This is a genomic window from Bradyrhizobium sp. LB11.1, assembly GCF_040549385.1.
Lineage (GTDB): Bacteria > Pseudomonadota > Alphaproteobacteria > Rhizobiales > Xanthobacteraceae > Bradyrhizobium.
In genome coordinates this window covers 578,093-604,247 of the sequence record NZ_JBEPTH010000003.1, presented here as the reverse complement: position 1 = coordinate 604,247, position 26,155 = coordinate 578,093, and the positions used below count along the sequence as shown (strand labels likewise).

Sequence of the window (26,155 nt, the reverse complement as noted above, 5' to 3'; positions counted from 1 at the left end):
CAGACTAATAGTTCGTGTCCTATCTAATTTGCATGGCTCCCTCGCAAGGCTTTATCCACGGCGAAATCGGCCGGCTCATCACGCTTTTGGCCCGCATCTGGCGGCGCGAGTCGGATCAGGCGCTGTCCGATCATGGCCTGTCCTATGCGACCGCGATCCCGCTGCTGGTGCTGTCGCGCCAAGGCGACAACGTGCGGCAGGGCGTGCTTGCCGACGAGCTCGGCATCGAAGGGCCGTCGCTGGTGCGGCTGATCGACCTGCTGCAGGCCGAGGGCCTGGTGGAGCGCCGCGAGGACCCGACCGACCGGCGTGCCAAAACGCTCCATCTGACGAAAGCGGGCGACGCCAAGGTCGAGGAGACCAATCGCGTGCTCCGGCGGGTGCGGGCGAGCCTGCTGAAGGATATCGGCGCGGACGAACTTGCGATAACCTTTGAGACGCTTCAGCGCATCGAACAGCGGGCCAGTCGTCTGCAACACGGCAAGATCGGTCCAGAGGCGAAGTAGCCATGCGTGCAGATGAACCGTTCCTGGTCCGCCACGCGGACCTGATCTTCGCTTTGAAGACCTTTGCCGCGTCGATGCTGGCGCTGGTCATTGCGCTCGCCATGGACCTGCCTCGGCCCTATTGGGCCATGGCGACCGTCTACATCACCTCGCAGCCGCTCGCAGGCGCAACCAGCTCGAAGGCCTTCTTCCGCGTCATGGGGACGCTGGTCGGCGCGATCATGACGGTGGCGCTGGTGCCGAACCTCATCAACGCGCCTGAGCTGTTGTGCCTCGCCATCGCGCTCTGGGTCGGGCTGTGCCTGTATCTCTCGCTGCTCGACGGCACGCCGCGCAGCTACGTCTTCATGCTGGCGGGGTACACCGTCGCGCTGATCGGCTTTCCGTCGGTGTCCGAGCCCGGTGCTATCTTCGACACTGCGGTTGCACGGCTGGAGGAGATATCGCTTGGCATCATCTGCGCCAGCCTGGTCTCCACTATCGTGTTTCCCCGCAGCGTTGCGCCGGCGGTCGCCAGCCGCGTCGACAGCTGGCTCCTGGATGCGCGCCGCCTCAGCCAACTCGTGCTTTTGCGTGAGGGCACCAACGAAACCCGCCGCGGCAAGCGCCTCAAGCTCGCGACCGACATCGTCGAGATCGACACGCTCTCCTCCCATCTGGCCTATGACCGGCTGACCGATCGCAATGCGGTGAGCGGCCTCGGTGAAATCCGGCTGCGCATGCTGATGTTGCTGCCGGTGATCGCCTCGCTGGAGGACCGGCTGGCTGCGTTAGGGGAGGAGGCTCTGCGCCGGCAACCGGGGCTGAAGCGATTGCTCGATGATATCGCGCAATGGATCGTCAGCGACGTCAGCGCGCGTCAACCGGCCGAGCGGATTCGCGCGATGATCGCGGAGCGGCAGGCGGTGCTCGATGACAGCGCGTCCTGGGAGCGGATCATTATCACGAGCCTGCTGTCGCGATTGCGCGAGCTCGTCGATCTCTCGCGCGATTGCCGCGTGCTGACCGAGGCCATCGCCGAGGGCCGCAACGTCTCGCCCCCCGATCTGGCCTTCCATTCCGAGGCGGGCGCTGCGCCCGTGCGCCACCGCGATCGCGGCATGGCCCTCTGGTCGGCAGCCGGCGCGGCCGTGGCGATCCTGATCTGTTGCGCGTTCTGGATCGGCACGGGCTGGCCCGACGGCGCCTCGGCGCCGATGATGGCGGCGGTGGCCTGCTCGTTCTTCGCAGCCCAGGATGAGCCTGCACGCTTTATCCGCAGTTTCGGCATGTGGTCGCTGGTCGCCATCGTGGTGGTCGCGATCTATCTGTTCGCGCTGGTGCCTGCGATCTCCCATATCGAGGTTCTCGTCGTCGCGCTGGCACCCACATTCCTGCTCTACGGCTTCCTGATCGCGCGGCCGGCAACGGCGGGCACCGGCATGGCGCTCGCGGCCAACACGGCGACCCTGCTCGCGCTGCAATCGACCTACATTGCGGATTTCGCGTCCTACGCCAACTCCGCCGTCGCCTTCTTCGTCGGCGTCCTGATCGCCGAGCTGGTGACGCGGATCGCGCGCGGGGTGGGCGCGGAGTGGATCGCCAATCGTCTGGTGCTGTCGAGCTGGATCACGATCGCGGTCGCGGCTGAGCGGCGGGGGAAGCGCGACCGTGCGGAGTTCGCCGGCCTCATGCTGCACCGTCTCGGGCTCCTGGTGCAGCGCATCGCCTTCCTGTCGAAGAGCGATCGGCGCGATGCCGATAGCCTGGTTCAGCTCCGCATCGGGATCAACATCATCGATTTGCGCCGCGCGCGTTACGGGCTTGCAGTATCGACCATCTCCGTTATCGACGACATGCTCGACCAGCTTGCCATCGCCTGCCGGAACTATGCCGGTGGCGGAATGCCGCGCGAGCTCCTGACCAGCGTCGATCGGGCGCTGGCACAGGCGGTGAAGGATCCCAATGACAGCGCGCGCGAAGACGCTCTGATCGGCCTCGTCGGCATCCGTCGCGGCCTGTTCCCGGACGCGCCGGCCTATCGGCCGCGCGCAGAGAGTGCCGCGGCATGAGATACGTGATCGACATCTACGGCGTGCTCGTGCCGGCGCTGCTGCTCTGGATCATCGTCGCTTATGTGCTGAGCGCGCTTCTGCGCCGGCTGATGCAGCGCTTCGACCTCTATCGCCTGGTCTGGCATCGTGCGCTGTTTGATTTCGCGATTTTCGTCTGCCTTCTCGGCGGCGTCGTCTATCTCTCGGAGTATCTCTCATGAAGGGGAATTTCGCGTGGCTGGCCCGGCTTGCGCTCACTGTCCTTGCTGTCGTTGCCGCGATTGGCGTCGGCCGCGAGCTGTGGGTGTATTACATGGAGTCCCCTTGGACTCGTGACGGTCGTGTGCGCGCCGACGTCGTGCAGGTCGCGCCCGACGTCTCCGGATTCGTCACCGACGTGCTGGTCAAGGACAACCAGAAGGTCCGTCGCGGCGACGTGCTGTTCAAGATCGATCGCGAGCGGTTCGCGCTGGCGCTGCGGCAGGCGGATGCGTCGGTCGCCGGGCATCAGGCGACGCTCGATCAGGCAAATGCCGATCTGAAACGCTACAGCACGCTGACAACCGACGCCGTCTCGCAACAGAGGCAGGAGCAAGTGCTCGCGACCCAGCTCCAGGCCAAGGCGGCCTTTGATGCGGCAGTTGCCGACCGTGCGGTCGCCCAGCTCAATCTCGACCGCAGCGAGGTCCATGCCTCCGTGAACGGCGTGATCACCAATATGGACCTGCGGCCCGGCGCCTACGTCACGGCCGGGAAGGGCGTGATGGCGCTGGTCGACAGCGATACGCTGCATGTGGAAGGCTATTTTGAAGAGACGAAACTCGGGCGCATCCGTATCGGTGACAGGGTGCAGGTTCGCCTGATGGGCGAGAAGGGCAAGCTGACCGGCCATGTCGAGAGTATCGCCGCCGGCATCGAGGATCGCGACCGTGCCGAGGGCGCGAGCCTGCTCGCCAACGTCAACCCGACCTTCAGCTGGGTGCGGCTCGCCCAGCGCGTGCCGGTGCGCATCGCACTGGATCCGGTGCCCGACGGAATGTCGCTGGTTGCGGGCCGCTCGGCGACGGTGGAAGTGTTGAACTAGTTGCGCGGCTTGCGCTGTGCATTGTTGCGCCCTCTCCCCTTGTGGGAGAGGGCATCGCCGGTTGTCGATGCATACTCACCAGGGTGAGGGGTCTGTCTCCGCGGATAGAGACCCCTCATCCGGCGCTTCGCGCCACCTTCTCCCACAGGGGGAGAAGGAAGAAAGGCGCGTTTCAGGCGTTCGAATATTTCTTCAGCTCGAACCGCGCGATCTGGTTCCTGTGCACCTCGTCCGGCCCGTCGGCGAGACGCAGCAGGCGCGCGGTGGCGTAGGCCTGCGTCAGACGAAAATCGTTTGAGGTGCCGCCGCCGCCATGGGCCTGGATGGCCCAGTCGATGACCTGGCAGGCCATGTTGGGAACGGCGACCTTAATCATCGCGATCTCGGCCCTCGCGACTTTGTTGCCGACGGTGTCCATCGCGTAGGCGGCATTCAGCGTCAGCAGGCGAGCCTGCTCGATCATGATGCGCGCCTCGGCGATGCGCTCCTGGGTCACCGTCTGCTCCGAGACCGGCTTGCCGAAGGCGACGCGGCTGCGCACGCGCCGGCACATCCTTTCCAGTGTGCGTTCGGACAAGCCAATCAGCCGCATGCAATGATGGATGCGACCGGGGCCGAGGCGGCCCTGCGCGATCTCAAAACCGCGGCCTTCGCCGAGCAAGATGCTTTCCCGGGGCACGCGTACGTTGGTGAAGATGACCTCCGAGGCGCGATCGGGCACGCCGTAGAAGCCGAAGACGGGGAGAGGGCGTTTCACCTCGATGCCTGGCCTGTCCATCGGCACCAGGATCATGGATTGCTGCTTGTGGCGATCTGCGTTGTCAGGATCGGTCTTGCCCATGAAGATGCAGATCTTGCAGCGCGGGTCGGTCGCGTTGGTCGTGTACCATTTGCGCCCGTTGATGACGTAATGGTCGCCGTCACGCACGATCGAGCTTTCGATGTTGGTTGCATCGGATGAGGCGACCGCAGGCTCGGTCATGGCAAAGCAGGACCGGATTTCGCCCGCGAGCAGCGGCTTCAGCCAGCGCTCCTTGTCCTCTTTCGTGCCGTAGCGCTCCAGCACCTCCATGTTGCCGGTATCAGGCGCCGAGCAGTTGAACACTTCCGGCGCTAAGTGCGAGCGGCCCATGACTTCGCAGAGCGGGGCGTATTCGAGATTGGTCAGGCCCGCGCCATGGCTGGACTGCGGCAGGAACAGATTCCACAGGCCCTCGGCGCGCGCGAGCGGCTTCAATTCCTCGACGATTGGATAGACTTTCCACGGCCCAAGCTCTTCCGCCTCGCGATAGAATCGCTCCTCGTTCGGGTAAATGTGCCGGTCCATGAAACTTTCGAGCTTGCGCTTGAGCTCGACGACTTTTGGCGACATCGGGTAGAGCATGCTGGACCTCCTCGGGCGTCGGGCTAGTCGATCTCGAGATATTCCGGCTCGGCCAGCTTGGGGAACGGCGCGGCCGGCAGCGTCTGGTACCAGAACGCCACGGAAGCGATGTCGTCCTGCAGCGGAAGATATTTTGCCTCCTTGAGGCCGGTTCGCCAGCCCAGCGCCTGGATGGTGACGCGAAGGTCGCTCTGGAAGCGGATGGGATCGGGGATGTGCCAGCGATACATGCCGAAGCGCTGCTGCGATTTGTAGACGCCGTCGGGACGGATCACCTGCGGCAGGCCGGCATAGGGCGTGGTGAATTCCTGATAGCGCGATTGCTGCGCGGCGCCTCGGCCGGAATGCGCCACATAGGGATCGAAATTATACGCGCCGCAGAAATAATCCTCGGTGCCGGTGCCGCAGATGGTCGGGAATTCGCCGTCACCATCGATGAAGAACTTGATTTCGCCTTCACCCCACCAGCCGTTGTTGTTGACACCCCAGGCCATGTAGGTACCGACATATTGGCCGCGCCCGCTGACGCCATCGAGGATGGTGTAGACGTCCCTGTAAGGAAGCGGATTGGTGCGGCGGAACTGCGCATGGAAATAGGCGCAATCCTCGGGCACCCCGGTCAGGGTGTAGTTGATCTGGTAGTACACCGTCAGCGCTTCCTCGCTGCGGTTTTCCATCGTGAAGCGCGCGCGCTTGCGGAACGGCATCTCCCAATAGCAGTTGAACGCGCGTCCGGGATTGACGCAGACCGCCAGCGACGACACCTGTGCAAACTCCTCCCATCCGCAGGCGAAGAAGTCGCCGGCTGGGCATTCCACGCTCGGATGCTCCTGGTCGTCCCAGTAGACCCGCAGGATTGAATGGCGCAGACCCCCGCGCGCCAGCGTCATCCAGATCTGCTGGATGGCGCCCTGTCCCTCGATGTCGGCAAGCGTGAATGTCGCGCCGGGCTCGATCACGACATAGGGCGAAATCTTCCAGCCTTGCCCGAGATCGCGGGCCTGGGGCGCCGCAGGCCCGTCGACGGACATGCCGCCCTTGCCCTTTTCGCCGGTGAAATTTTCAGGGCTGACCGAACGCGTCTGCGCGTTCGACAGGCGCGACAGATTGCCGAGATGCAGGCCCAATCCGGAAAACGCCATGATGTCCTCGATAAGGGGTTAGCGATGCCTCGGATATATCGCCCCCGAATCTACCAAAAGATGAAGACGATCGCGTACCGAGAGGGCGGAGACTACCCGACGCGATACGTCCTGAATTTCTCGCGCAGCGCGGATTTGAGCACCTTGCCGGTGCCGGTCATCGGGAATTCATCCAGGAATTCGACCGCGTCCGGCATCCACCAGCTCGCGATTTTCGGCCGCATGTGGTCGAGCAGGGTCTTGCCGTCGACGGTCGCTCCCTTCTTGCGGACGACAAGGAGCAGGGGACGTTCCTGCCACTTTTCATGGGCGATCGCGACGACGGCCGCCTGCAGCACGTCGGGATGGGACAGCGCGATGTCCTCGAGTTGGATGGAGGAGATCCATTCGCCGCCCGACTTGATCACGTCCTTGGAGCGGTCGGTCAGCGTCACGTGGCCGTGGGCGTCGATCACGGCCATGTCGCCGGTGATGAGCCAGCCGTCGCGGTCGAGGCCTTCCTCTAACTTCATGTAGCCGGAGGCGACCCAGGGGCCGCGGGCGCGCAGATGGCCGACGGTCTTGCCGTCGCGCGGCAGCTCGGTGCCGCCGTCGTCGACGATGCGCAAGGTGGTGCCGAAGCAGGCACGGCCCGATACCTGGCGCCGGTCGAATATCTCCGTTTCGCTGAGATGCTCCGAGCCAGGCCTCAACCCCGGCATCGAGCAGCCCAGCGCCTCCGTCATGCCCCAGGCCTGGATGTAGTCGACGTCGTAGTCGCGCTTGAGCTTCTCGACCATCGCGCGGGGCGGAGCCGAACCCGACGACAGCGTTGCGCGCAGCGTCGTGAACGTGTTGCCGGTGCGGCCGAGCCAGTCGAGCAGGATCAGCCAGAAGCTCGGCACGCCCGCTGACAGCGTCACCTTCTCGCCTTCCAGCAGCTCGTAGAGCTTGTCGGGCTCGTAATTGCGGCCGGGCAGCACCAGCTTCGAGCCGGTATAGGGGACGGTGAACGGCATATTCCAGCCATTACCGTGGAACAGCGGCGCCATCGGCATCATCACCTCGCGCACGCCCTCGCGATGCCCGGGAATGAAATCGAAATTGCAGCAGGTCATGGTCTGGAGGATCGCGGCGCGGTGCGAATAAATCACGCCCTTCGGATTGCCTGTCGTGCCCGAAGTATAGCAGATGGTGGAGGCGGATTTTTCGTCGAACTCCGGCCAGGCGAAATCAGCGTCACTCTCCTTGTCCAGGAGTTCCTCGTAGCAATGCACGTTCGCAAGCTTCGTCTCTGGCATGCGTTCGCGCGACGACATGATCACATAGGCTTCAACCGTCTTCAGCTGCGGCGCGATCGCCTCGACAATCGGCAGCGTCGCGCGGTCGACGAACAGGATGCGGTCTTCGGCGTGGTTGATGATGTAGACGAGCTGTTCGGGGAATAGCCGCGGATTGACAGTATGCAGCACGTAGCCCATGCCCGGCGCTGCATAAAACATCTCGAAATGACGATGCGTATTCCAGGCCAGCGTGCCGACGCGGTCGCCGCGCTTCATGCCGAGCCGTTGCAAGGCCAACGCCGTGCGCTTGATGCGCGGATGGGCCTCGGCATAGGTGTAGCGATGAATGTCGCCTTCGATCTCACGCGCGACGATCTCCGCCTCGCCGTGATAATCGGCGGCATACTGGATCAAGCCGCTGATCAGCAGCGGCATGTCCATCATCAATCCCTGCATTGTCCCCTCCGGATAGCGATGTCGTTCTTGAAGTCATGTCGTTGCATGTCGCATTCGCGCTTGCGTGCAAGGTAGCGGAACGTCGCGCGGCGTACACGCAAAAAGCGGCTGATACGATTGCATGCGTCCCTTTTTCAGGGCTAACTGGCGCACGCTGCGGGCCGAAGCAGCGGCCGTCGTGGAGGAGATCGATGTCAGCGGAAAGACACAAGACCGGTGCAGCCGGCGCGCCTAGCATCGATATTCAAGCCCTGCGCGCGCGCTATCGCGACGAGCGCGACCTGCGTCTTCGCTCCGAAGGCAAGGCGCAGTATGTGGAGGCGACGGGCGGCTTTGCCCGCTACCTGGACGATCCCTGGGCCGCTCCCGGTTTTACACGCGCGCCGATCAACGAAGAGACAGAGGTGCTGATCGTCGGCGGCGGGTTCGGTGGCTTGCTTTGTGGCGCCCGTCTGCGCGAGGCCGGCATCACCGATTTCCGCATCGTGGAAAAGGCTGCCGATTTCGGCGGCACCTGGTACTGGAATCGCTATCCCGGCGCGGCCTGCGATACCGAGAGCTATATCTATCTGCCGCTGCTGGAAGAGACCGGCTACATGCCGGTGCGCAAATATGCGCGAGCGCCGGAGATCTACGAACATTCGCGCCGCATCGGCCGCCACTTCGATCTCTACGACCGCGCGCTGTTTCAGACCGTCATCTCGCGGATGACGTGGCAGGAACAGGATGGGCGCTGGCTGGTTGAGACTGATCGTGGCGACAGCATCCGTGCACGCTTCGTCATTCTGGCCGGAGGTCCGCTCAGTCGGCCGAAGCTGCCGGGCATTCCCGGCATCGAAAGCTTCAGGGGGCACAGCTTCCATACCAGCCGCTGGGACTACGCTTACACCGGCGGCAGCGCCGAGGGCGGTCTCGACGGTCTCGCCGACAAGCGGGTCGGCATCATCGGCACCGGCGCGACCGCCGTGCAATGCGTGCCGCATCTCGGCCGCTCGGCGAAGGAGCTCTACGTGTTCCAGCGCACGCCGTCGGCGATCGGCGTGCGCGACGACCGGCCGACGGATCATGCCTGGGCGGAAAGCCTGAAGCCTGGCTGGCAGCGCGAGCGCATGGACAATTTCACCGCCGTGATTTCCGGCGAGCCGTTCGAGCGGGATCTGGTGCAGGACGGCTGGACCGGCCTGCTCGGCGAGATCCTGCTGGCGCCGCGCCGCCAGCCACAGCCGGTGACCTCGATGGAAGATGCGCTGAAGGTGATCGAGCAGGCCGACTATCGCAAGATGGAGGAGATCCGGGCCCGCGTCGACGCGGTGGTGAAGGACGAAGCAGCCGCAGCCGCGCTAAAACCCTGGTACAAGGCGTTCTGCAAGCGACCGTGCTTTCACGACGAATATCTGGACACGTTCAATCGCCCCAACGTGCATCTCGTCGACACCGGGGGCAGGGGCGTCGAGCGCATCACGGAGAATGCGGTCGTCGTCGACGGCAAGGCCCACGAGCTTGACTGTCTGATCTATGCCAGCGGTTTCGAGGTCGGCACCGACTATGCACGGCGCATGGGATTTGAGGTCTATGGCCGCGGCGGCATGAGCCTGTCCGAGCGCTGGCGCGATGGCGTCAAGACCATGCACGGCTTCTACAGCCGCGGCTTCCCGAACTGCTTCCTGATCGTGACGGTGCAGGCAGGCCAGAGCGCCAACTTCCCGCACATCATCGACGAGCAGTCGCAGCACATCGCCTATGTGATTGCGGAGGTGCGCAAACGCGGTGCAAGGACATTGGAGCCGACGCTTCCCGCCGAGAACGCCTGGGTCGACGAGGTCGTGAAAGCCGCGCTCGGCCGTCAGAACTATCTCGCCGAATGTACGCCCGGTTACTACAACAATGAAGGTGTGTTCGATCCGATCGCAGCGCGCAACAGCCAGTATTGGCGGGGGCCGATGGCGTTCCTCCGGCTGCTTGCCAAGTGGCGGAAAGAGGGCAGCCTGGACGGATTGGACTTGACCTATGGAGCGGACGCGAAGACCGACGGCGCCCCGGTCCCGAGATGAGCGGCATGATCCCGGCGCCATCAGGCGCAACGCGGCTTTACGTCATCGTCGGCGATCCCATCGCGCAGGTGCGTTCGCCCGCGGGCGTATCGGCCGAGTTCGCAGCCCGCGGCCACGATGGCATTCTCGTTCCGGTTCAGGTCTCGACCGCCGATCTGCCGGAGTTTCTCTCGGTGGCGAGCCGGCTGAAGAACCTCGACGGGATCGTGGTGACCATCCCGCACAAATTCGCCTGCTACCAGGCCTGCACCAGCGCGACGGAACGCGCGCACTTCCTGCGCACGGTGAACCTGATGCGCCGGCGGGCCGATGGTTCGTGGCACGGTGACATGGTGGACGGCCTCGGCTTCGTCGGCGCGGCGCGGGCGAAGGGGATCGACCCCCAAGGCCTGCGGGCGCTTCTCGTCGGCGCCGGTGGGGCGGGCTCGGCCATCGCGCTTGCCCTGATTGAGGCAGGCGTCATCGAGATCGCCGTTCACGACAGCGCCCAGGAGCGCCGCGACGTGCTGATTGGGCAGCTCAACAGGCTCGGCAAAGGACGCGCGCGGGTCGGAACTGCCGATCCCTCCGGCTTCGATTTCGTCGCCAATGCCACCCCTGCCGGGATGAAGGACGGCGATCCGCTGCCGGTCGACGTCAAGAGGCTCGCGCCGTCGGCTTATTGCGGCTGCGTCATCACCAAGCCGGAAGTTTCGCCGTTCATCGCAACCGCCCGCCAGATCGGGTGCATCACCGCGACCGGCACCGACATGTACCAGCAGCACCAGGGCATCATGGTGGATTTCCTGCTCGGGACGGATGGCGGACGGTGAGTGTTTGATTGATGTCAAGCGCATTGCCTGCATTGATTGCATCGGTCAGGGCTTGAGCGAGCGCGGCCGGCGTAGGATTATGCGCGCGCGAGCCGGTCGCGCAATCAAGAGAAGGAACGCGGAATGATCAAGGGCAGAACCGTTGCGACGGCGATGATCGGCGCGACTGCGCTGCTGTTGTCCCTCGCCCCCTCAGCGAAAGCCGCGCAATGCGGCAACGGGCCGGGCGGCTTCGAGGCCTGGAAACGCGAGTTCAGCGCGGAGGCGCAGGGCAAGGGCATCGGCCAGGCCGCGATCTCGGCGCTGATGCAGACCAATTATGCCAGCGCGACCATTGGCGCCGATCGCAGCCAGCACAGTTTTTCACTGTCGCTCGACCAGTTCCTGGCCAAGCGCGGCGCTACCACCATTGTGGCGCGCGGGCGGTCGCTGAAGCGGTCGCAAGCGGCGATGTTCGCCTCGATCGAGCAGCGCTACGGCGTGCCGCCGGGGCCGTTGATCGCGATCTGGGGCATGGAGACCGGTTTCGGCAGCCAGCGTGGCAACCAGAACATGCTCTCGTCGATCGCGACGCTCGCCTATGACTGCCGTCGCCCCGAATTCTTCACCGAGCAGCTCTATGCGGCGCTGAAGCTGGTCGACCGCGGTACGCTGTCGGGGGCAACCCGCGGCTCGATGCATGGCGAGGTCGGGCAGACCCAGTTTATGCCCAAGAACATCCTGGCCTATGGCACCGGCAATTTAGATGTCGCCGCCAACGCGCTGAGCTCGACTGCGAACTTCCTGAAAGCCAATGGCTGGCGCGCGGGAGCCGGTTACCAGCCGGGTGAGCCGAATTTCGCCGCCATCCAGGCCTGGAATGCGGCCGGCGTCTACCAGAAGGCCATCGCGCTGATGGGCCGGCAGATCGATCAGGGCGGTGGGGCGGCCGCCGCGCGCTGAGGTGCTCCGCAAGGCGTGACCCCACGGGTCAGAGAAAGTTGTTGCTTTCAGGAACCGACGGCACGACGTTTGCTTAGATCAAGTTCAGGGCTGGGCATGAGGAGACTCAACATGGCTTCCCAGATCGTGATGGACCAGACTGGCGACACACGCCACGAGTTTGATCCCGAAAATGCCGAAGCGTTGGCGCGGGCCGAACAACGCTTTCGGGAGCTGACAGGCGCGGGCTTTACCGCCGCGTACCGGACCGGGCCCGGCGAAGTCACTCGTATCAGATCGTTCGACCCGACCGCGCGGGAAACGTTGTTCTATCCCCGCCTGGTTGGCGGTTGATCTGAACGGGTCATGATTGCGGTCTTCAGGCTCCGCGCGCCCGCGCGAGCGCGCCTGCACGCGCTCCGCGAACTCTACCGTCGCTTCTTCGGCGAGAACACGCCCGAGGCGCGCGGCAACCGGCTGTTGTCCGAATGGCTGTCTGTGGAGCAGCGCGCACAATTCGAGCAGCACCGGCATTTTGACGTCATCGGTTGCGACAGCGGCAAGCGCTATCGCATTCATTACGGCACTGCCGCCAATGTCCACGAGGTCGACGACGCAGGAAATGCGACCATGGGGTGGTGCTTCGTCCCGTCAGGATTCCTCGTGCCGGGCGACGTCATGCTGGCGCAGAAGATCGCACTTGAGACGGACGAGAGAGGCGCGCTGGCGCTCGCAAACCGGTTTCCGCCGGCAACGCATTCGGAGCACTTTTACCGGCGGCCGTTCTAGCGAGGCGTACGCCGGCACCGCTGGTCAGAAGTGCGTGGTGCGATAGGCATCCAGCGCATGGGCCGCGAAGACGCCGACGCTGCAGAGGATGAGGAGGGCAGAGATCAGCTCGATCATAGCTCATCCTCCCCAAGCGGCTGGGCGACGAGATGCTGGCAGCAGGCATATTCGCTGATCAGGTCGAGGAAGAATTGCATGACGCACGTCCCTGTATGATTTTGATAACCAGATAACCGGACATCTGTTTCAGGCGTGTTTCGTCGATTTGGGAAAGGGGTTTCGCGGGGAACCGGGGCTGGCCTGTGAGCGGTCAAACCTTTACATCCGGCCACCAAACGACTGCTTTGGTCGTGCGTATCGCGCGCGTCGCATCACATTTCGAGGCAAAATCATGGCACAGGTCGCCTGGTTCGATGATCTCACCGTCGGTATGCGTTTCAAATCCCCGGAGGTCGAGGTCACCGAGGCCGACATCAAGCGGTTCGCCGCCGAGTTCGATCCGCAGCCGATGCATCTCGATCACGAGGCCGCCAAGGCGACCATGTTTAATGGCCTGGCTGCGTCGGGATGGCACACCGCGGCGATCGCCATGAATCTCGCGATCCAGACCCGTCCATTCGGCCCGCACCCGCTGATCGGCGCCGGCGTCGACGGTCTGCGCTGGACCATCCCGGTGCGGCCGAATGACCGGCTGCATCTGGTCGGCGAGGTCATGAGCCTGACGCCGTCGAAGTCGAAGCCGCAGGGCATCGCTCTCGTGAAATGGACGATGTTCAACCAGAACGGTGAGGAGGTTTACACCTTCACCCCGATCGCGATCGTGCCGCGGCGCGCCTAAAGCGTTGGTGCCCTTCACCATCGGCGAGTCGGAGCGGCTGACGCCCTTGCGGCTCGTCGGGAGAGGTGGTCAGCTTGATCCGGGGAAAACGCTGGAGGCTGACATGAAGCGAATTCTTCTTGCCGCCGCCCTGCTCGCGGGCGCCTTAAGTGCCGGGCCTGCGGTTGCGCAACAGTCCAAGGTCGGTGACTGGACCATCGAGAAGCGCACCCAGGACACCCATTGCAACGCGAGCCGCGGCTACAAGGACAAGGATGACGAGAACCGCGACTACGTCATCGTCATCACCCATTCGGACAAGGCCATTGTGATCGTGATGATCTATGACGGCTGGGAGTGGGACAAGGTCGGCGAGATCCTGAAGGCCGACGTCGGCACCGACGACGCCGACATCATGTCCAAGGCGAAGTGGGAGGTCATGGACAAGACCACAGTGCGCGGCATCTTCGAGTACGATCAGTCCATGATGGACCGCCTGTCGAAAGCCAAGCGCCTCACGCTGGATTTCGAGGACGATGATGACGACAGCATCGAGATGCAGATTCCCCGCGCCGGAGAGGCGCTAGCCGCGCTGAAGTTCTGCGAGGAGAACCGGAAATAAGATTCCGCACTCGGGCGCGATTGATTGAAAAAGCAGCGAGAGGGCGCGTGATGCACGGCACACAGCCACCTCGCTGTTCGCATTTATCCTAGTCTTTGGCGAAAACGTCCAAGCCGCACCCCTGCGGTTGACGTTACGCAAGGGCGATGTTCGAGATTCCAGCATTCTTCTCCGACGTTTTCTCGTCGTCAATGACGACGATCGGCCGGCCCTTCTTCATCGTCAGCCTCCAGATCACATTGCTTCGCCGATGACGATCCTCGAGGCGAACAGATTCTCCTCGCTCGTCGGCGAGATCTACGATGCGGCGGTCGATCCGGCACAACGAAGCGCTGCCCTGGAGCAGGTCGCGGGTTTCGTCGGCGGCTCGGCCGTGACCATTCTCTCGCGGGACGCCGCCAGGCTCTCGATCGAAATCCACCAGCACTATGGCACGGACTCCCGCTTTCGCGAGCTCTATCGGGATCGATATGTCGAGCTGGATCCATTGCTCGATCGCCACCTCGATCTGCCCGTTGAACAGACAATCGGTGTGGCCGATGTCATGCCCTATTCGGACTTCGTGGCCACGAGCTTCTATCGCGAGTGGGTGGAACCGCAGGGCGCCGTCGACCTCGCGACCGTCACGCTCGAGCGATCGAATGCGCGCACCACGATTTTGCAGGTCATGCGCGGCCGGTCACGCGGAACCGTCGATGACGCTATGCGCGAGCGCATGCGGTTACTCGCACCGCACATCCAGCGCTCGCGCGTCATGGGTCGGCAGATCAGGGCGCGCTCCCACACCGTGGCTGACCTTGCGGAAGTCCTCGACGCCTTGAGCACGGCGATCTGCCTGTTCGATGCGGACGGACGGGTCGTTCACGCCAACGCATCGTGTCGGCGAATGCTGGCCGACGGCGATCTGCTCGCGATCGTCGGCGATCGCATCGTGGCGCGCAACACCCAGGCCGACAAAATATTCCGCAGCCTCTTCGATATCGTCGCCGAAGGCGGAACCAGCTCGGCCGACTGCCGCAGGATCGAGCTCATGACGTCGGCCGACGGCCAGCACTATCTGGCTCACGCGTTTTCGCTGACGCGCCAACATGGCCTGCAACGCGATGCCGCCGCCACGGTGATGTTCCTGCAAAAGGCCTCAATGATGCCTCGACTCGCAACGAACGCGATCGCTGCGGCATTCAGGCTGACGCCGTCTGAAATGCGCGTGCTGATGGCCATCGTCGAGCTCGGTGGAGTTCCCGACATCGCGGCAAAGCTCGGAATTGCCGGGACGACAGTGAAAACGCATCTTGGTCGCCTGTTCGAGAAGACCGGCGCCGGCAGGCAGGCCGACCTCGTGAAGATTGCGGCGGGCTTTGCCGCGCCGTTCGTGCAGGCGACCGGCCCAGACGACGCCGTGTGATCCAATTCAATTCGTGCGCTGCGAGATTGCGCGGTCTCAATCCATTGTGAAGTCCAAGCTGCATTTGTCCTCCGAACGTATGACGCTTGTCATCTGACACTTTCGTATAGGCGGTTTCAGGAATGAGAAGGGCAATGCGCGCCACCACAAATGCGCGGCACCGGATACGAGTGCGGGGAAACAACAGCGCGTGGTCAAGCCTGCTCGTCGGTTGGAGGGATTGCGGTGAGCGGCAAGGACGATGTTTCCATTCTCAAGATCTCGTCGAGTGATATTCCGGACAGCGAGCGCGTTACGATGCTGCGCGATTTCTACTGCCGCGGCGTGCTCAAGGCCGAGCTCGAAATTCGCGATGGCGAGCCTATCGTGGCGAGCCTTACGGCGCATTCGCTGCCGGATGCGCAACTGCTGCTCGGTACGCTGTTCGGCGCCAGGGTCGTTCGCTCCCGGCAGCTCGTCGCCGACGGCGACGACAGTCTGGCTCTGGTCTTCAACCGGTCCGGAACCGTCGGAGTTACGGGGCGGGGACGAGACCTGCTGCTCGGTCCCGGAGAGGCCGTGCTAACCAGTGCTGATGATGCCACGACCTTCGAACGGTTTGTGGCTGGAGATTGCTTCTCGCTGCGCGTGCCGCGGCAGGTTCTCGCACCGATCATCATGGACGTCGACGATGCGGTGATGCGTGTCATCCGGGATCGCCAGACCGAGATCAGGGTGCTCGTCGACTACGCCACGTCGCTGGTGCGGGAGAATGCGCTGGCAACGCCCGCTTTGCGTGACCTGGGTGTCGGGCATCTGCACGATCTCCTGGCGCTCGTGCTCGGTCCCACCGATGACGTCCGGGAAAGCGCCGGCCGGCGTGGCGCGAAAGCCGCCCGCTTGCGCAAGGCCAAATTCCTGATCGCCAACAATTGCTGGCGGCAGGACCTCTCGGTCGCCGGCGTCGCGCAGGAGCTCGGCGTCACGCCGCGCCATCTCCAGCGTCTGTTTGAGGCCGACGGCAAGACGTTTTCCTCTTTCCTGATCGAGCAGCGTCTGAAGCGCGCCCATCGTATGTTGCGGGAACCGGAATTTGCCGAACGTCCGGTTTCCTCGATCGCCTATGACGTCGGCTTCGGCGATCTCTCCTATTTCAACCGCTCTTTCCGGCGTGCCTATGGCGCCACGCCGAGCGACGTCAGGAGCGGCGCGGCGGGGTGATCTCATCCCGGAAAATTTGAGCGGCCCGCCGATTTCGATCTGGCGCAGGGAATTTTTCACGCGAGCCTTGATCGTAAGTGTGTGACCGGAGTGTTGAATGCATCGATTCTTCTTCGACCTCCTGGTCGGCAATGTCGTGAAGATTGATCCGGGGGGCATGGTCTTCGAGCACGCGAAGGCGACGTTCGTGGTCGCCGACGAGATGGCCAAACACCTCTTCGTCTGGCGCGATGATCTGCGCGATCGCGATGCCTGGATCCGTGTCAGGGACGATGGTGGGCGTGAAATCTATCGCACGGCGGTCTGGGCTGAGAGTGTCGAGAGGGTAGGTTGGGAGACTTGAGCGGAACCGCAAAAGGAAGCCTCCGCGTCGCGTTCTGAGCCGGCATCAGCCCTGGCGGTCCGAACGCGATGCCTGCCGGCCGGGCTCCATCCGCCCGGCCGGCGCCCATCCTCCGATCGGAGGATGGGGGCACGCTCCCGATGTGCTAGGGTGCCCGGCACTGTTCATCCAAATCCATTTTGTCGCCATGCACAGACCGCCGAAGCTGCCCGATTTGGTCGACCGGATCTACGACGCCGGTCTCGATCCCGCCTTGTGGAACGACGTCGTCGTGGGCATCCGCGATTTCGTCGGCGGCCAGGCCTGCGGGCTGTTTTCCAAGGACTCGATCAGCAAGTTCGGCGTCACGCATTATTACTGCGGGGCCGATCCGCGCTACATCCAGCTCTATTCGGAGACCCATTCCAGGTTCGATCCGCTGACGATCCTGCCGCCACACGGCCAGATCGTGAGCATCCCCGATCTCGTCAATTTCGACGAGTATCGCCGCGGGCGCTTCTATCAGGAATGGATGCGGCCGCAGGGCAGCAGCGACGCGGCCAACGTCGTGCTCGAGAAGTCGAACGCGAACTGCCCGGTGATGATGACAGTGCTCTCCGGCCGCCGCATGGTCGACGCGAGGATGAAGCACCGGATGTCGCTGATCGTGCCGCACGCCAGCCGCGCGCTGCTTGTCAACCGTGCGATCAGATCGAAGCTGACGCTGGCCACGGCGCTCGCTGACGTCCTGGATAATCTGTCATCCGGTATTTTCCTGCTCGATTCCTGCTGCCACGTGGTGCACGCTAATGCGAGCGGCTCCGCCATGCTCGAAGCTGACGACGTGGTCCGCATCGTTGCCGGCCAGCTCGTGACCAGCGGCGCGGCGGCCAATCAGACGCTGCGCGAGGCCTTCGCGACCCGTGGCGACGTAATACGGCTTGCCGCTGGCGGGCATGCGATTCCGCTGCTTTCGTCCAAGGGCGAACGCTACGTCGCGCATATCCTGCCGCTGTCCTCAGTGCTGCGCAACGGCAGCGAGCGGACGTCCGATGCCGTCGGCGCACTGTTGCTGCGCAAGGTCACGCTCGGTGGGCAGTCCTACGGCGAGCTGATCGCGCGGACCTTCGACCTGACGCCGGCGGAGCTGCGCGTGTTCCTGTCGATCGTCGAGGTCGGCGGCGTTCCGGAGACGTCCATCGCGCTCGGAATCGCGGAGACGACGGTGAAGACCCATCTGCATCGCGTGTTCGCCAAGACGGGCGTCTCGCGTCAGGCTGACCTCGTCAAGCTCGCAGCCGGATTCTCCAATCCGCTTGTCAACTGATTGGTCAATTGGCGTCGGAACCGTTGAACTTTTTGGTCGCTCGGCCGACTCCCTAGAAAAGCCGCAGGGCATCAACGTCTCAAATCCGCGCGCCGGACTATTGGCAATTTCAATGCAGCTGACCGCAAAAGACTCCGAGTTGATCGAGAGCATCTATGACGCCGGACTCAATCCTGAGTTGTGGTCCGGTGTCGTCGTCATGCTCAATGGATTCTTCGGCAGCCGGGCCTGCGGGCTGATTTCAAAAGATAAGATCAGCAGGTCCGGATCGACGCACTATTATTGCGGGGTCGACCCGCATTTCATCCAGCTCTATGCCGATGAATACGCACAGCATGACCCGCTCGCCAGGCTGCCGCGCTACGGCGAGGTACGCAACATCCCGGATCTCGTCAATTTCGACGAGTACCGCCGCGGCCGCTTCTATCAGGAATGGCTGCGTCCCCAGGGATGTGCTGACGTCGCGAATGTGGTGCTGGAGCAGTCCAACTCGTCGCCTCCGATGTTGATGACGGTCATCCCGGGCAGGGAGATGCTGGACGCGAAGATGCGTGCACGGATGCAGCTGATCGCACCGCATGCGAGCCGCGCCTTGATGATCAACCGGGCGATCGAACGGAAGCAACAGAAGTCGATGGCGCTGGCCGATGTCGTGGATCGCCTCAATGCGGGTGTGATCCTGCTCGATGCCGCCTGCAATATAGTCCATAGCAATCCTGCAGCAGATGGCATCCTGGATGCAGACGATGTCCTGCGGTCCGTCGGCGGCCGGTTGCTGGCAAGAACACCTGACGCAAATGCAGCCTTGCGGAACATCTTCCGGGATGAAGCGGAGGTGGCGACCGCAGCGGCGACGGGCCGAAAAATTCAGCTGACTGCAGATGACGGATCCCATCATATCGCCCACGTCATCGCGCTGCCGTCGCTGCTGCGGGAGGAGAGCGCAGGCGGATCCGGTGGTGCCACCGGGGCACTGTTTGTCTGGAAGGCGCAACTTGATGCCCGTTCTTGCGCCGGCCTGATCGATCGCGCGTTCGAGTTGACGCCTGCCGAGCTTAGGGTTCTGCAGTCCATCGTCGAAATCGGCGGCGTGCCTGAGACGGCCGCCGCGCTCGGTATCGCAGAGACGACCGTGAAGACGCATCTGCATCGTGTCTTCGCCAAGACCGGTACGAGCCGGCAGGCCGACCTCGTCAAGCTCGCGGCAGGATTTTCCAACCCGCTGGTTCACTGACGCATCGTCAGCGCCGAAGAAGCACAGCGCTCTCAATTTCATCATCAGAATGTTATCGCGCGTCATTCGTTTGGGTGACGCGATCTGCTGCGTTCTCTCCTACGAGAGCCCACACGGCTTGTTGTTCGTCGCGTTCGATTCTTGTGTGAAGCAACTCACAGTGGCTGGAAGTGAATTCCATCAATCTCGCTTTCAGGTTGAGAGGAGATCGATATGCGAACAACGGCACGGAGCCTGGTTGGGAAGTTCCACGACGTCGTCGATCGCGTGGTCGCGACGCTGCATCAGCATCGTGCCATCGAGGCGCGGCGCGTCTTGCAGCGCTATCGCGACCTGCTGGAAGAGCAGCATGACATTTTGCTTTTGAATGAGATCATTTCTGTCTGCAATGAAGAGGAATTTTCAGAGAATGCCCATCAATCTGATGCGCGCGAGCGCGCGCCCAGACACCCCGGCCTCGCGCGCGCGTAACGTCGACATCGTCGCGATAGCGCTCACCGCCGCACTTGTCACCTTGCAGATGGCGGGCCTCGCCATGCTGGAACGGTCGCACGCGCATGCGATGCAGGTGCAGTTTCCGGACGAGCCCAAGGCTTGCGCGGAAAGTGCGGCTGCGCCGGTATCGCAGATTCTTTTTGACTGAGCGGAGGGTGGATTATGCCTGACATCAGGACCCTGATGCTGCTCAGCGTTGCCGTATTCGCCGGCGCCTTCGTCTCGGGGCTCTCGGGCTTTGCGTTCTCTGCCGTGGCGGGCGCGATCCTGCTGCGCGTATTCCCGCCGCTGGAGGCGGTGCCCCTGATGATGGCGTGCAGCATCGGCGTGCAGGCGAGCAATCTGTGGGCACTCCGGCGCAACATCCGATGGGAGGGAAGCCTGTTCCTGATCATGGGCGGGTTGACCGGCGTTCCTATCGCGGTCTCGCTGTTGCAGAGCACCGATACACATCTGCTCCGGCGCGGCTTTGGCGCCGTCGTTGCGCTCTATGCCGCCTATATGCTGCTGCGGCCGACGCTGGTGACGGCGAGCGAGGCCGTCGGCAGGCACTGGGTTGCGCTGATCGGATTCGGAGGAGGGCTCGTCGGCGGGCTCACCGCCATGCCCGGCACGATCCCCACGATCTGGTGCGACATGCGCGGCATGCCCAAGAGCGAGCAACGCGGCCTGGTGCAGCCGTTCATCGCGGCGATGCAGGTCTTTGCGATCGTCCTGCTGGTCGGACATCAAGATCTGTCGTCAAAGGTCTTCGTCGACCTCGCGGTCAGCCTGCCGGCGTTGTTCGCGGGGTCCGCGCTCGGCGTCATCGCATTTCACCGGGTCAACGAGACGGTCTTTCGCAAGACCGTGCTCGTTCTGTTGTTGATCTCAGGGGTTTCCCTGATCTAGTGCCCGAGGCCTTGCACGGGCGCCGCGCTGGTGTCGCTGGTGTGATGCACCAGCGGCTTCATGCCGGTGACGGTCCGGAGCAGCACATAGAACACCGGCGTCAGGAACAGGCCGAACACGGTGACGCCGATCATGCCGGAGAACACGGCGACGCCCATGGCTCGCCGCATCTCCGAGCCGGCGCCGGTCGAGAGCACCAGCGGCAGTACCCCCATGATGAAAGCCATCGACGTCATCAGGATCGGGCGTAGCCGCAGCCGGCTCGCCTCGATCGCGGCCCGGATTGGCGTGCGTCCGGCGAATTCGAGCTCGCGCGCGAATTCGACGATCAGGATCGCGTTCTTGGCGGACAGGCCGACCAGCACAATCAAGCCGATCTGGGTGAAGACGTTGTTGTCGCCCTTGGAGAGCCAGACGCCGAACATGGCGGCGAGCAAGCCCATCGGCACGATCATGATGATCGAGAGTGGCAGCGTCAGGCTCTCATAGAGCGCGGCCAGCACCAGGAACACCAGCAGGATTGCCAGTGGGAACACCCAGAGACCGGAATTTCCGGCGATGAATTCCTGATAGGTCAGGTCGGTCCATTCGAAGGCAAAGCCGGGCGGCAACGTCTCCGCTGCGATCCGCGTTGCAACCTCCTGCGCCTGTCCCGACGAGAAGCCGGGCGCAGCAGCCGCGTTGATGTCGGACGACAGGAAGCCGTTGTAGCGGATCGCACGTTCCGGGCCCGCGCTCTGGCGGATCGTCATCAGCGCCGACAACGGCACCATGTCGCCCGAGGATGAGCGTACCTTCAACTGCCTGATGTCGTCGGCGCGGGCGCGGAATGGCGCATCGGCCTGGACGTAGACGGAGTAGGTGCGGCCAAATTTGTTGAAGTCGTTGACGTAGTAGGAGCCCAGGTAGATCTGCAGTGTGTTGAACACCTCCGTCACGGGCACGCCAAGCTGAAGCGCCTTGGTGCGGTCGATGTCGGCGAACAGCTGTGGCACGTTGACCTGGAAGCTCGAGAACACGCCGGCAATCTCCGGCGCCTTCTGCATCGCCGCCGTGAATGCTTTCGTCGCTTCGTTCAGCGCTTCGTAGCCGAGGCCGGCACGGTCCTCGATCTGGAGCTTGAAGCCGCCGATGGTGCCTAGACCGTTGACCGGCGGTGGCGGGAACATCGCGATGAAGGCTTCCTGAATCCCGGCGTACTTCTTGTTGAGATCAGCCGCGATGGCATTCCCGCTCAGTGCCGGCCCCTTGCGCTCGTCGAACGGTTTCAGCGTCGAAAACACGATGCCGGCGTTGGATGAGTTGGTGAAACCGGCGATCGACAGGCCCGGAAAGGCGACCGAGCTCTCGACACCGGGCTGGGTCAGCGCGATGTCGCTCATCTTGCGGATAACCTCTTCGGTGCGGTCGAGCGCTGCACCATCAGGCAGCCGAGAGAAGCCGACCAGATATTGCTTGTCCTGGCCCGGCACAAAGCCGCTCGGCACCTGCTGGAACAGGAAGGCGGTGAGGCCGACCAGCACCACATAGAGTCCCATTACCGCGGCCTTGCCGGAGATCACCTTGGTGACGGTGCCGCTGTAGTTCTCCGAGGAGCGCGTAAAAGCCTTGTTGAAGCCGCGGAAGAACCAGCCGAGGCCCTTTTCAAGGATCAGCGTCAGCCGGTCCTTCGGCTCGTCATGGCCCTTGAGCAGCAGGGCCGATAGCGCCGGCGACAGCGTCAGCGAATTCACCGCCGAGATCACGGTCGAGATCGCGATCGTCAGCGCGAACTGCTTGTAGAACTGTCCGGTGAGGCCGGAGATGAAGGCCAGCGGCACGAACACCGCGATCAGCACCATGGCGATCGCAATGATCGGGCCGGACACCTCGCGCATCGCCTGATAGGTGGCGTCGCGTGGCGACAGCCCGCCCTCGATGTTGCGCTCGACATTCTCGACCACGACGATGGCGTCGTCGACGACGATGCCGATCGCGAGCACCAGCCCGAACAGGCTGAGCGCGTTGATGGAGAAGCCGAACAGGTGCATCACCGCGAAGGTGCCGACGATCGACACCGGCACCGCCAGCAGCGGGATAATCGAGGCGCGCCAGGTCTGGAGGAACAGGATCACCACCAGCACCACCAGCGCGATCGCCTCGAGCAAGGTGTGGATGACGGCTTCGATCGAGGAGCGCACGAACTGCGTGGGGTCATAGACGATCTGGTAGGACACGCCCTCCGGCATGTTCTTCTTGATCTCGGCCATGGTGGCGCGGACGTGGTCGGAAATCTCCAGTGCATTCGAGCCAGGCGCCTGGAAGATCGGGATCGCCACCGCCTGCTTGTTGTCGAGCAGCGAGCGCAGGCCGTATTCCGACGCGCCAAGCTCGATACGCGCGACGTCGCGCAACCGCACCACCTCGCCATGCGTACCGGTCTTGACCACGATATCGCCGAACTGATCCTCGTTCGCGAGCCGCCCTTCCGCATTGACGGACATTTGCAGGTCGATGCCCTTGACGTTCGGTGAGGAGCCGACCACGCCGGCGGCAGCCTCGACGTTCTGCGCCTGGATCGCCTTGACGATGTCGCTCGCGGTCAAGCCATGCTCGGCCGCCTTCTGCGGATCGACCCAGACCCGCATCGAGTAGTCGCCGGCGCCGTAGAGCTGGACGTCGCCAACGCCGTCGATCCGCGCCAGCCGGTCCTTGACGTTGAGCACCGCGTAGTTGCGCAAATACGTCATGTCGTAGCGGTTGTTCGGCGACAACAGATGCACGACCATGGTGAGGTCGGGCGACGACTTCTTGGTGATGATGCCGAGCTGGCGCACCACGGCCGGCAGGCGCGGCTCGGCCTGCTGGACACGGTTCTGCACCAGCTGCGTCGCCTTATCAGGGTCGGTGCCGAGCCGGAACGTCACCGTCAGCGTCATGGCGCCGTCGGTAGTGGCCTGGCTCGACATGTACAGCATGCCTTCGACGCCGTTGATCTGCTCCTCGATTGGCGTGGCCACCGTCTCTGCGATCACCTTCGGATTGGCGCCGGGATAGGTCGCGCGCACCAGCACCGATGGCGGCACGACATCGGGATATTCCGAGATCGGCATCGCAAATAGCGAGATCAGGCCGGCGAGAAAGATCAGGACCGATAGCACGCCGGCAAAAATCGGACGATCGATGAAGAACTTTGAGAGATTCATGGTCTTTGCCCCTGCGCGAGAGACAGCTTCCCCGTTATCCCGGGGCGGGACGAAGCCCGCTAACCTGGAATCCGGAAGTGATGTCTTCGGAGTCTAAAAGTTTGAACTCCGGGGCCGCGCGAAGCGTCCCGGAATCGTAACTAGCGTTGCACCACGTCCTGGTTGCTATGGTTGGAGGCCTGCTGCCCGCGCGCACCCATCGCTGCCACCTCGGTCTTGAGGAGGGCGCCCGGACGCACGCGCTGCAGCCCGTTGACGACGATGCGGTCGCCGGGCTTCAGGCCCGCGGTGACGATGCGCAGGCCATCAACGGAGCCACCGAGCGTGATCGGCCGATAGACCGCACGGCTGTCGTCGCCGACCGCCATCACGAACTTCTTGTCCTGGTCGGTGCCGATCGCGCGCTCGTCGATCATGACCAGCGTCTGCTCCTTCGGCTGGCCCATCCGCACGCGGGCGAACTGGCCGGGAATGAGACGCCCGTCCTCGTTCGGGAACACCGCGCGGACACGAATGGTGCCGCTCTGGCCGTTGACCTGGTTGTCGATGAGCTGGATGTGACCCTTTGCGGAGAGGCCGCCGGAGGTCGCCATCTCGACCGGGATCTGGTCCAGGTTGCCGCGTTTGCCCGCGGCATCCGCGATCGAGTTCAGTGCGCGCAGCACGACCTCTTCGTCGGCATCGAAGGACGCATAGATCGGATTGACCGAGACCAGCGAGGTCAGCACCGGGGAGGCGGTGCCTGCCGCAACGAGATTGCCGACCGTGATCTCGATCTTGCCGACGCGGCCGTCGACGGGCGCGCGCACCTGGGTGTAGTCGAGATTGAGTTTTGCGGTCTGCAGCGTCGCTTCGGCTGCCTTCACGTTGGCGATGGCTTCGCGATTGGCGTTGTCGCGCTGGTCGTAGTCACGGCGGGTGACGACGGCATTGCCGACCAGCTGCGCGCCGCGTTCGAGCTCGCTTTGGGTGAAGACCACGCGCGCCTTCGCGGCCTCGAGCTGCGCGTTGGCCTTGTCGACCTCTGCCTCGTAAGGAGCGGGATCGATCTTAAACAGGACGTCACCGGCCTTCACCAGCGCGCCTTCGGTAAACTTGGTCGAGAGGATCGCGCCGGCAACGCGCGGCCGCAGTTCGACGCGCTGGATGGCTTCGAGCCGGCCGGAGAAATCGTCCCACAGCACGGTCTGTCGTGGTTCGATCATCGCGACCGTCACGGAGACGGCCTGCTCAGCCACGGATGCCGTAGCGGTCGCTTGCGCGGCACGAAAATAGTGGCCGGTCGCGATCGAGCCGGCTACGGCGAGGGCGCCTACGATCGCGGCGCCGCCAAGGAGGCGGCGGATACGGCCGGGACGAGAGGTACTTTGGGACGGGGGCATTTGCGCGCTCCAGAAATGTAGTGTTCACTACAGATGTGGAGATGGATATCGCAGCGCAAGATACTTATGTACCGTTCACTAAGAAAATTGTAGCTGCTTACCGCAAGAATTGGAAGGCGGAAGAGAAAAGAAAGCTAGAACAAATAGATAGGATCAGGCGTTAGGTTGAGGAACGACGCCGATTTCAAGGAGACAGGCACATGGGCATGGGACGCCCCCGCGAATTCGACGCTGAAGTGGCGTTGGATCAGGCGATGGAAGTGTTTTGGCGCCATGGCTATGAGGGCGCCACGATTGCCCAGCTGACGGAGGCCATGGGCATCAACCCGCCCAGCCTTTATGCCTGCTTCGGCAACAAGGAAGGCCTGCTGAAGGCGGCGCTGGACCGCTACACCAAATTGCGCGTCGCCTGGATGAATGAGGTGGTCTGCGCACCCACCGCCCGCGATGTCGCCGAGCGGATGCTGATGGGCATCGCCGAAAAGCAGACCGATCCCGCCAATCCGCCCGGCTGCCTGCTCGTGCAAGGCGGCATCGCCTGCGGCACCGGCTCAGAAAGCGTCCCCTTCGAACTCGCCGCCCGTCGTTCCCAGAACGAAGACCAGCTCCGCGACCGTTTTGTTCGCGCCAAGGCGGAAGGCGATCTCAAGCCGACGTCAGATCCTGCCGCGCTCGCGCGTTATGTGTCCGCCGTCTCGGTCGGTATGGGCGTGATGGCATCTTCGGGCTCCGATCGCGAAGCGCTGCGGCAGGTCGCGATCGTGGCGGTGCAGGCGGTCGAGGCGCAGTCGGCCGACAGAACGTAGTCGGGCCGTCGGCTTTCGTTAGCCCGCGG

General features: G+C 63.5%; 25 protein-coding genes. 19 read left to right on the top strand and 6 right to left on the bottom strand.

The window, feature by feature from the left end; all coding sequences use genetic code 11:
• The first annotated feature begins 32 nt into the window (after positions 1-32).
• Genes ABIA96_RS10590 through ABIA96_RS10575 form a run of 4 tightly spaced genes read left to right on the top strand, consistent with a single transcriptional unit; the run spans position 33 to position 3,623 of the window.
• Positions 33-506 carry a MarR family winged helix-turn-helix transcriptional regulator gene (locus ABIA96_RS10590; RefSeq protein WP_354137132.1) on the top strand — a complete coding sequence of 158 codons (474 nt, stop codon included), beginning with the start codon at positions 33-35 and terminating at the stop codon, positions 504-506.
• A gap of 2 nt (positions 507-508) precedes the next feature.
• Entirely contained in the window at positions 509-2,557 is a 2,049-nt protein-coding gene (locus ABIA96_RS10585) for an FUSC family protein (RefSeq protein WP_354136974.1), read from the top strand.
• Entirely contained in the window at positions 2,554-2,760 is a 207-nt protein-coding gene (locus tag ABIA96_RS10580; protein WP_148749382.1) for a DUF1656 domain-containing protein, read from the top strand. The genes ABIA96_RS10585 and ABIA96_RS10580 overlap by 4 nt, the downstream gene beginning before the upstream one ends.
• Positions 2,757-3,623, top strand: a complete 867-nt coding sequence (locus ABIA96_RS10575) for an efflux RND transporter periplasmic adaptor subunit (RefSeq protein WP_354136973.1) — start codon at positions 2,757-2,759, stop codon at positions 3,621-3,623. Before ABIA96_RS10580 ends, ABIA96_RS10575 begins: the two co-directional genes overlap by 4 nt.
• Before the next feature lie 172 nt (positions 3,624-3,795).
• On the opposite strand, the gene ABIA96_RS10570 is transcribed toward ABIA96_RS10575, so the two are convergent.
• The 3 genes from ABIA96_RS10570 to ABIA96_RS10560 all read right to left on the bottom strand — a co-directional run bounded on the left by ABIA96_RS10570 (position 3,796) and on the right by ABIA96_RS10560 (position 7,867).
• Positions 3,796-5,007: an acyl-CoA dehydrogenase family protein gene (locus tag ABIA96_RS10570; RefSeq protein ID WP_354136972.1), complete on the bottom strand. Its 1,212-nt coding sequence runs from the start codon at positions 5,005-5,007 to the stop codon at positions 3,796-3,798.
• Between the two features lie 23 nt (positions 5,008-5,030).
• Positions 5,031-6,149, bottom strand: a complete 1,119-nt coding sequence (locus ABIA96_RS10565) for a glycoside hydrolase family 172 protein (protein ID WP_354136971.1) — start codon at positions 6,147-6,149, stop codon at positions 5,031-5,033.
• A gap of 92 nt (positions 6,150-6,241) precedes the next feature.
• The gene (locus ABIA96_RS10560) at positions 6,242-7,867 is read right to left on the bottom strand and encodes a long-chain fatty acid--CoA ligase (protein WP_354136970.1); all 1,626 of its coding nucleotides are present in this window, start codon (positions 7,865-7,867) and stop codon (positions 6,242-6,244) included.
• 191 nt (positions 7,868-8,058) lie between these two features.
• Between ABIA96_RS10560 and ABIA96_RS10555 the strand changes: the two genes are divergently transcribed.
• The 12 genes from ABIA96_RS10555 (at position 8,059) to ABIA96_RS10500 (ending at position 19,367) form a co-directional block, all read left to right on the top strand.
• A complete protein-coding gene (locus ABIA96_RS10555) occupies positions 8,059-9,918 on the top strand; it encodes a flavin-containing monooxygenase (RefSeq protein ID WP_354136969.1) in 1,860 nt (619 codons plus the stop codon).
• Between the two features lie 5 nt (positions 9,919-9,923).
• Positions 9,924-10,730, top strand: coding sequence for a shikimate dehydrogenase family protein (locus ABIA96_RS10550; RefSeq protein ID WP_354137131.1), 807 nt, complete (start codon positions 9,924-9,926; stop codon positions 10,728-10,730).
• Between the two features lie 123 nt (positions 10,731-10,853).
• The gene (locus tag ABIA96_RS10545) at positions 10,854-11,672 is read left to right on the top strand and encodes a lytic murein transglycosylase (protein ID WP_354136968.1); all 819 of its coding nucleotides are present in this window, start codon (positions 10,854-10,856) and stop codon (positions 11,670-11,672) included.
• A gap of 111 nt (positions 11,673-11,783) precedes the next feature.
• A complete protein-coding gene (locus ABIA96_RS10540; protein ID WP_354136967.1) occupies positions 11,784-12,005 on the top strand; it encodes a hypothetical protein in 222 nt (73 codons plus the stop codon).
• Between the two features lie 12 nt (positions 12,006-12,017).
• Entirely contained in the window at positions 12,018-12,440 is a 423-nt protein-coding gene (locus ABIA96_RS10535; protein WP_354136966.1) for a hypothetical protein, read from the top strand.
• Between the two features lie 391 nt (positions 12,441-12,831).
• Positions 12,832-13,278 carry a MaoC family dehydratase gene (locus ABIA96_RS10530; protein WP_354136965.1) on the top strand — a complete coding sequence of 149 codons (447 nt, stop codon included), beginning with the start codon at positions 12,832-12,834 and terminating at the stop codon, positions 13,276-13,278.
• A gap of 103 nt (positions 13,279-13,381) precedes the next feature.
• A complete protein-coding gene (locus ABIA96_RS10525) occupies positions 13,382-13,879 on the top strand; it encodes a hypothetical protein (RefSeq protein WP_354136964.1) in 498 nt (165 codons plus the stop codon).
• Between the two features lie 250 nt (positions 13,880-14,129).
• The gene (locus ABIA96_RS10520; RefSeq protein ID WP_354136963.1) at positions 14,130-15,284 is read left to right on the top strand and encodes a helix-turn-helix transcriptional regulator; all 1,155 of its coding nucleotides are present in this window, start codon (positions 14,130-14,132) and stop codon (positions 15,282-15,284) included.
• Positions 15,285-15,509: 225 nt separating this feature from the next.
• Entirely contained in the window at positions 15,510-16,484 is a 975-nt protein-coding gene (locus ABIA96_RS10515) for an AraC family transcriptional regulator (RefSeq protein WP_354136961.1), read from the top strand.
• Positions 16,485-16,581: 97 nt separating this feature from the next.
• Positions 16,582-16,827, top strand: a complete 246-nt coding sequence (locus tag ABIA96_RS10510; protein WP_354136960.1) for a DUF6894 family protein — start codon at positions 16,582-16,584, stop codon at positions 16,825-16,827.
• Positions 16,828-17,014: 187 nt separating this feature from the next.
• The gene (locus tag ABIA96_RS10505; RefSeq protein ID WP_354136959.1) at positions 17,015-18,133 is read left to right on the top strand and encodes a helix-turn-helix transcriptional regulator; all 1,119 of its coding nucleotides are present in this window, start codon (positions 17,015-17,017) and stop codon (positions 18,131-18,133) included.
• Between the two features lie 112 nt (positions 18,134-18,245).
• Entirely contained in the window at positions 18,246-19,367 is a 1,122-nt protein-coding gene (locus ABIA96_RS10500; protein ID WP_354137130.1) for a helix-turn-helix transcriptional regulator, read from the top strand.
• Between the two features lie 192 nt (positions 19,368-19,559).
• On the opposite strand, the gene ABIA96_RS10495 is transcribed toward ABIA96_RS10500, so the two are convergent.
• Positions 19,560-19,718 (bottom strand): hypothetical protein, encoded by a 159-nt coding sequence (locus ABIA96_RS10495; RefSeq protein ID WP_354136958.1) that lies wholly within the window; start codon positions 19,716-19,718, stop codon positions 19,560-19,562.
• Between the two features lie 58 nt (positions 19,719-19,776).
• Between ABIA96_RS10495 and ABIA96_RS10490 the strand changes: the two genes are divergently transcribed.
• The gene (locus ABIA96_RS10490; RefSeq protein ID WP_354136957.1) at positions 19,777-20,010 is read left to right on the top strand and encodes a hypothetical protein; all 234 of its coding nucleotides are present in this window, start codon (positions 19,777-19,779) and stop codon (positions 20,008-20,010) included.
• A gap of 14 nt (positions 20,011-20,024) precedes the next feature.
• Positions 20,025-20,753 carry a sulfite exporter TauE/SafE family protein gene (locus tag ABIA96_RS10485; protein WP_354136956.1) on the top strand — a complete coding sequence of 243 codons (729 nt, stop codon included), beginning with the start codon at positions 20,025-20,027 and terminating at the stop codon, positions 20,751-20,753.
• Here the strand turns inward: ABIA96_RS10485 and ABIA96_RS10480 are convergent.
• Positions 20,750-23,938, bottom strand: a complete 3,189-nt coding sequence (locus ABIA96_RS10480) for an efflux RND transporter permease subunit (RefSeq protein ID WP_354136955.1) — start codon at positions 23,936-23,938, stop codon at positions 20,750-20,752. The genes ABIA96_RS10485 and ABIA96_RS10480 overlap by 4 nt on opposite strands.
• A 140-nt stretch (positions 23,939-24,078) precedes the next feature.
• A complete protein-coding gene (locus ABIA96_RS10475) occupies positions 24,079-25,320 on the bottom strand; it encodes an efflux RND transporter periplasmic adaptor subunit (protein WP_354136954.1) in 1,242 nt (413 codons plus the stop codon).
• Positions 25,321-25,520: 200 nt separating this feature from the next.
• On the opposite strand from ABIA96_RS10475, the gene ABIA96_RS10470 reads away from it, so the two are divergent.
• Positions 25,521-26,126 carry a TetR/AcrR family transcriptional regulator gene (locus ABIA96_RS10470; protein WP_354136953.1) on the top strand — a complete coding sequence of 202 codons (606 nt, stop codon included), beginning with the start codon at positions 25,521-25,523 and terminating at the stop codon, positions 26,124-26,126.
• Positions 26,127-26,155 lie beyond the last annotated feature (29 nt).

Bases quoted from the DNA above. Each gene is read 5' to 3' on its own strand.
- ABIA96_RS10535 (WP_354136966.1), top strand. From the start codon at position 12,018: ATGATTGCGGTCTTCAGGCTCCGCGCGCCCGCGCGAGCGCGCCTGCAC.
- ABIA96_RS10520 (WP_354136963.1), top strand. From the start codon at position 14,130: ATGACGATCCTCGAGGCGAACAGATTCTCCTCGCTCGTCGGCGAGATC.
- ABIA96_RS10570 (WP_354136972.1), bottom strand. From the start codon at position 5,007: ATGCTCTACCCGATGTCGCCAAAAGTCGTCGAGCTCAAGCGCAAGCTC.
- ABIA96_RS10550 (WP_354137131.1), top strand. From the start codon at position 9,924: ATGATCCCGGCGCCATCAGGCGCAACGCGGCTTTACGTCATCGTCGGC.
- ABIA96_RS10475 (WP_354136954.1), bottom strand. From the start codon at position 25,320: ATGCCCCCGTCCCAAAGTACCTCTCGTCCCGGCCGTATCCGCCGCCTC.
- ABIA96_RS10560 (WP_354136970.1), bottom strand. From the start codon at position 7,867: ATGCAGGGATTGATGATGGACATGCCGCTGCTGATCAGCGGCTTGATC.
- ABIA96_RS10590 (WP_354137132.1), top strand. From the start codon at position 33: ATGGCTCCCTCGCAAGGCTTTATCCACGGCGAAATCGGCCGGCTCATC.
- ABIA96_RS10470 (WP_354136953.1), top strand. From the start codon at position 25,521: ATGGGCATGGGACGCCCCCGCGAATTCGACGCTGAAGTGGCGTTGGAT.
- ABIA96_RS10545 (WP_354136968.1), top strand. From the start codon at position 10,854: ATGATCAAGGGCAGAACCGTTGCGACGGCGATGATCGGCGCGACTGCG.
- ABIA96_RS10500 (WP_354137130.1), top strand. From the start codon at position 18,246: ATGCAGCTGACCGCAAAAGACTCCGAGTTGATCGAGAGCATCTATGAC.
- ABIA96_RS10530 (WP_354136965.1), top strand. From the start codon at position 12,832: ATGGCACAGGTCGCCTGGTTCGATGATCTCACCGTCGGTATGCGTTTC.
- ABIA96_RS10565 (WP_354136971.1), bottom strand. From the start codon at position 6,149: ATGGCGTTTTCCGGATTGGGCCTGCATCTCGGCAATCTGTCGCGCCTG.
- ABIA96_RS10525 (WP_354136964.1), top strand. From the start codon at position 13,382: ATGAAGCGAATTCTTCTTGCCGCCGCCCTGCTCGCGGGCGCCTTAAGT.
- ABIA96_RS10585 (WP_354136974.1), top strand. From the start codon at position 509: ATGCGTGCAGATGAACCGTTCCTGGTCCGCCACGCGGACCTGATCTTC.
- ABIA96_RS10505 (WP_354136959.1), top strand. From the start codon at position 17,015: ATGCACAGACCGCCGAAGCTGCCCGATTTGGTCGACCGGATCTACGAC.
- ABIA96_RS10555 (WP_354136969.1), top strand. From the start codon at position 8,059: ATGTCAGCGGAAAGACACAAGACCGGTGCAGCCGGCGCGCCTAGCATC.
- ABIA96_RS10575 (WP_354136973.1), top strand. From the start codon at position 2,757: ATGAAGGGGAATTTCGCGTGGCTGGCCCGGCTTGCGCTCACTGTCCTT.
- ABIA96_RS10485 (WP_354136956.1), top strand. From the start codon at position 20,025: ATGCCTGACATCAGGACCCTGATGCTGCTCAGCGTTGCCGTATTCGCC.
- ABIA96_RS10580 (WP_148749382.1), top strand. From the start codon at position 2,554: ATGAGATACGTGATCGACATCTACGGCGTGCTCGTGCCGGCGCTGCTG.
- ABIA96_RS10480 (WP_354136955.1), bottom strand. From the start codon at position 23,938: ATGAATCTCTCAAAGTTCTTCATCGATCGTCCGATTTTTGCCGGCGTG.
- ABIA96_RS10540 (WP_354136967.1), top strand. From the start codon at position 11,784: ATGGCTTCCCAGATCGTGATGGACCAGACTGGCGACACACGCCACGAG.
- ABIA96_RS10510 (WP_354136960.1), top strand. From the start codon at position 16,582: ATGCATCGATTCTTCTTCGACCTCCTGGTCGGCAATGTCGTGAAGATT.
- ABIA96_RS10495 (WP_354136958.1), bottom strand. From the start codon at position 19,718: ATGCTGCTCTTCCAGCAGGTCGCGATAGCGCTGCAAGACGCGCCGCGC.
- ABIA96_RS10490 (WP_354136957.1), top strand. From the start codon at position 19,777: ATGCCCATCAATCTGATGCGCGCGAGCGCGCGCCCAGACACCCCGGCC.